3 protein-coding genes are annotated in these 3,372 nt (G+C 71.4%); all 3 read right to left on the minus strand.

Features of this window, described 5'->3' with window-relative positions; translation table 11 throughout:
* Positions 1-98: 98 nt before the first annotated feature.
* Positions 99-1,334 carry a tRNA uracil 4-sulfurtransferase ThiI gene (gene thiI, locus E1298_RS45425; protein WP_131903569.1) on the minus strand — a complete coding sequence of 412 codons (1,236 nt, stop codon included), beginning with the start codon at positions 1,332-1,334 and terminating at the stop codon, positions 99-101.
* Positions 1,335-1,437: 103 nt separating this feature from the next.
* On the minus strand, positions 1,438-2,463 hold the full coding sequence (locus E1298_RS45430) for a 6-phosphofructokinase (RefSeq protein WP_131903570.1): 1,026 nt from the start codon (positions 2,461-2,463) through the stop codon (positions 1,438-1,440).
* 144 nt (positions 2,464-2,607) lie between these two features.
* Positions 2,608-3,255, minus strand: coding sequence for a response regulator (locus E1298_RS45435; protein ID WP_131903571.1), 648 nt, complete (start codon positions 3,253-3,255; stop codon positions 2,608-2,610).
* Positions 3,256-3,372: the final 117 nt, after the last annotated feature.

Below are 3,372 nucleotides of genomic sequence, written 5' to 3' on the forward strand. Positions count from 1 at the left end.
CCGCAACCAACGCCCCGCCCGCCTCCCAGCCGGCGACCGGAACGGAGCGCTAGCGGAGTGGAGGGCGCCGAGGGTTGTTGCCGCGTAGCGGCGTGGGGTTAGGTGGAGGGGGCGTCGCCGTAGATGGGGCGGTGTTCTTGGACGGATTCGGCCAGTTGGTCGGCCAGTTCGCCCACGTCCAGGCGCTTCTCGATGCGGCGGAGGTCGTCGATCTTGGCCTTGGTCTCGGCGCGGCGGGGGGCCAGCATCGTGCAGCAGTCCTCGTCGGGGAGCTCGGAGATCGACAGGGTCCTGATGCGGCGGGCCTGGTCCATGATCTCGACCTTGTCCATGCCGACGAGGGGGCGCAGGATGGGCAGTTCGACGGCGTCGTCCAGGGCGGTGATGTTGGTCAGGGTCTGGCTGCTGACCTGGCCGAGCGCGTCGCCGGTGATCAGGGCGGTGCCGTGCAGGCGGTGGGCCAGCACCTCGCCGGTGCGCAGCATCAGGCGGCGCTGGGCGATGACCGCGAGGCGGTCGGCGCCGGACGACTTGATCTGCTGCTGGGCCTTGCCGAACGGCACGACGAACAGCCGGGAGCCGCCCTGGAACTTGTCCAGCTCGCGGACCAGCGCGTACGCCTTGTAGATCGACTCGGGGCCGGTGAACGGCATGCCGGAGAAGTGCAGGTAGTCCACGCGCAGGCCGCGGCGCATCATCCGGTACGCGGCGACGGGCGAGTCGATGCCGCCGGACATCAGGACGAGGGCCCGGCCGCTCATCCCGACCGGGAGGCCGCCCTGGCCGGGCAGGCCGCCGGAGAAGACGAAGACCTCGTCGCGGTCGACCTCGATCGACAGCGTGTGGTCGGGGTTCTTGAGGCGGACGGGCTGGCCGTACTTGTCGGCGACGAGGCCGCCGATGTGCCGGTCCAGCTCGGTGGAGGTGAGGGGGAAGCGCTTGTCGCGGCGCTTGGAGCGGACGGCGAACGTGCCGGTGCGGCCGTCCATCAGCTCCAGCGCGGCGCGCTCGACGCTGGCCAGGTCCTTGCCGACGAGCCAGGCGCGGTGGGCCCAGACGATGCCCATGACGTCGGTGATCCGCTGGGCGACGGCGTTCATGGTGGCGAGGTCGGCGTCCCTCTTGCGGACGATGAACACGCCGTGGCGCCGGATCACGTCCACCCGCGCGATGGGGCGGACGGCCAGGCGGACGTTGTCGGCCAGGCGGCGCTCGAACTGCTCGCGGTTCTTGCCCTTCAGCACCACCTCGCCCAGCTTCAGGAGCACACACGGCTCGCCGTCGACCGGCGACTGCTCCCGGACGTCCGCCGGCGCGGTGTCGAGCGTGGTCATGCGTGGATCCTCCTGGCGGGAACCGGAAAAGAGCGAACTTCTAGTGTGGCCCAGAGTGGGCAACACCGCGACCCGTCATCCGTGTTCCCGCCGGGCGGCTCGATCAGCCGAAGAAGACCTCGGACTCGGCGTAGCGCTCCAGCGGGACGGCCTTGAGCTCCTTGGTCGCCTCGTCCAGCCCCACGCGGATGATGTCGGTGCCCTTGAGCGCGACCATCTTGCCGTAGTCGCCGTCGCGGACGGCGTCGATCGCCTGGAGGCCGAAGCGGGTGGCGAGGACGCGGTCGAAGGCGGTCGGGGTCCCGCCGCGCTGGATGTGCCCCAGGACGGCGGCGCGGGCCTCCTTGCCGGTGCGCTTCTCGATCTCGTCGGCGAGCTGCTGGCCGATGCCCCCGAGCCTGACGTGGCCGAACGCGTCGCGTTCGCCGGTCCGCAGCTCCATCTGCCCGTCGATCGGGTGGGCGCCCTCGGACACCACGATGATCGGCGCGTAGCGGGTCTTGAACCGGCTCTCCACGTACTCGATGACCTTGTCGATGTCGAAGGGCCGCTCGGGGATGAGGATGACGTTGGCGCCGGCGGCCATGCCGACGTGCAGCGCGATCCAGCCGACGTGCCGCCCCATGACCTCGCAGATCAGCGCGCGGTGGTGGCTCTCGGCGGTGGTGTGCAGGCGGTCGACCGCCTCCATGCCGATGTTGACCGCGGTGTCGAAGCCGAAGGTGTAGTCGGTGGCGTTGAGGTCGTTGTCGATGGTCTTGGGCACGCCGACGACGTTGACGCCGCTGCCGTGCAGCTCGCGCGCGACGCCGAGGGTGTCCTCGCCGCCGATGGCGATCAGGGCGTCCACGCCGAGGCCGGCCAGGTTGTCCTTGATGCGCTCGACGCCGCCCTCGACCTTGATCGGGTTCGTCCGGGACGAGCCCAGGATCGTGCCGCCGCGCGGCAGGATCCCCCGCACCGCCTGGACGTCGAGGGCCACGGTGTCGCCCTCCAGGGGGCCCCGCCAGCCGGCCCGGAAGCCCACGAACTCGTAACCGAAGACCTGCACGCCCTTCCGAACGACCGCGCGGATCGCCGCGTTCAGCCCCGGGCAGTCCCCGCCGCCGGTCAGCACTCCGACGCGCATGCCGTCTCCTTCACCCGCCACCGGGCTCCTCCCTCGGTTCACATGACCACACTAGTAGTGCGCACCCGGTCGCACAGGGCATTCGCCGAGCGCTCCGGCGTGCCGCCATTGGTCTAGACCATAGCCGTTGAACGGCCCCCGCGTTCAGCGTTCACCGAGTTCCTGGTCCAGGCCCTTCTCGATGGCGTAGCGGACGAGCTCGACGCGGTTGTGGAGCTGGAGCTTGCCCAGGGTGTTCTGCACATGGTTCTGCACCGTCCTGTGGGAGAGGACGAGCCGCTGCGCGATCTGCTTGTACGTCAGGCCCTTGGCGACCAAGCGCAGCACCTCGGTCTCGCGCTCGGTCAGCCGGGGCGCGTCGTCGTCCTCGCGGGCGGGGGCGGCGGCCAGGCGGCGGTACTCGCCGAGGACGAGCCCGGCCAGCCCGGGGGTGAACACGGCGTCGCCGGCGCCCGTCCGCTGGACGGCGTCCAGGAACTCCTCGCGCGCGGCCGACTTGAGCAGGTAGCCGGTGGCGCCCGCCTTCACCGCCTCCAGGACGTCCTGTTGCTCGCCGCTGGCCGACAGCACCAGGACCCGGACGGGCGGGTCGGCCGCGACGAGCAGCCGCGTCACCTCGACGCCGCTGATGTCGGGCAGCTGGAGGTCGACGACGGCGACCTGGGGGCGCGCGGCGGCGACGATGCGGACCGCCGCCCGGCCCTCGCCGGCGGTGGCGACCACCTCGTGACCGGCCTCCGCCAGGTCGCGGGCGACCGCCTCGCGCCACATCGGATGATCGTCCACGACCATGACCCTGAGGGGAACCTCGCTCACACCCCCACCTTAGGCCGCCCGATGAGGGCGGAATGTCCGCGTGATCGAAACGCGACCGGGCCGGGCGCCGCGGGGCGGGTCACCGCGGGGGTC

This window comes from Actinomadura rubrisoli, assembly GCF_004349215.1.
In the GTDB taxonomy this organism is placed as follows: Bacteria; Actinomycetota; Actinomycetes; order Streptosporangiales; family Streptosporangiaceae; genus Spirillospora; species Spirillospora rubrisoli.

Excerpts from the sequence above, each read along its gene's own strand:
- thiI (WP_131903569.1), bottom strand. The coding sequence starts at position 1,334 with ATGACCACGCTCGACACCGCGCCGGCGGACGTCCGGGAGCAGTCGCCG.
- E1298_RS45430 (WP_131903570.1), bottom strand. The coding sequence starts at position 2,463 with ATGCGCGTCGGAGTGCTGACCGGCGGCGGGGACTGCCCGGGGCTGAAC.
- E1298_RS45435 (WP_131903571.1), bottom strand. The coding sequence starts at position 3,255 with ATGGTCGTGGACGATCATCCGATGTGGCGCGAGGCGGTCGCCCGCGAC.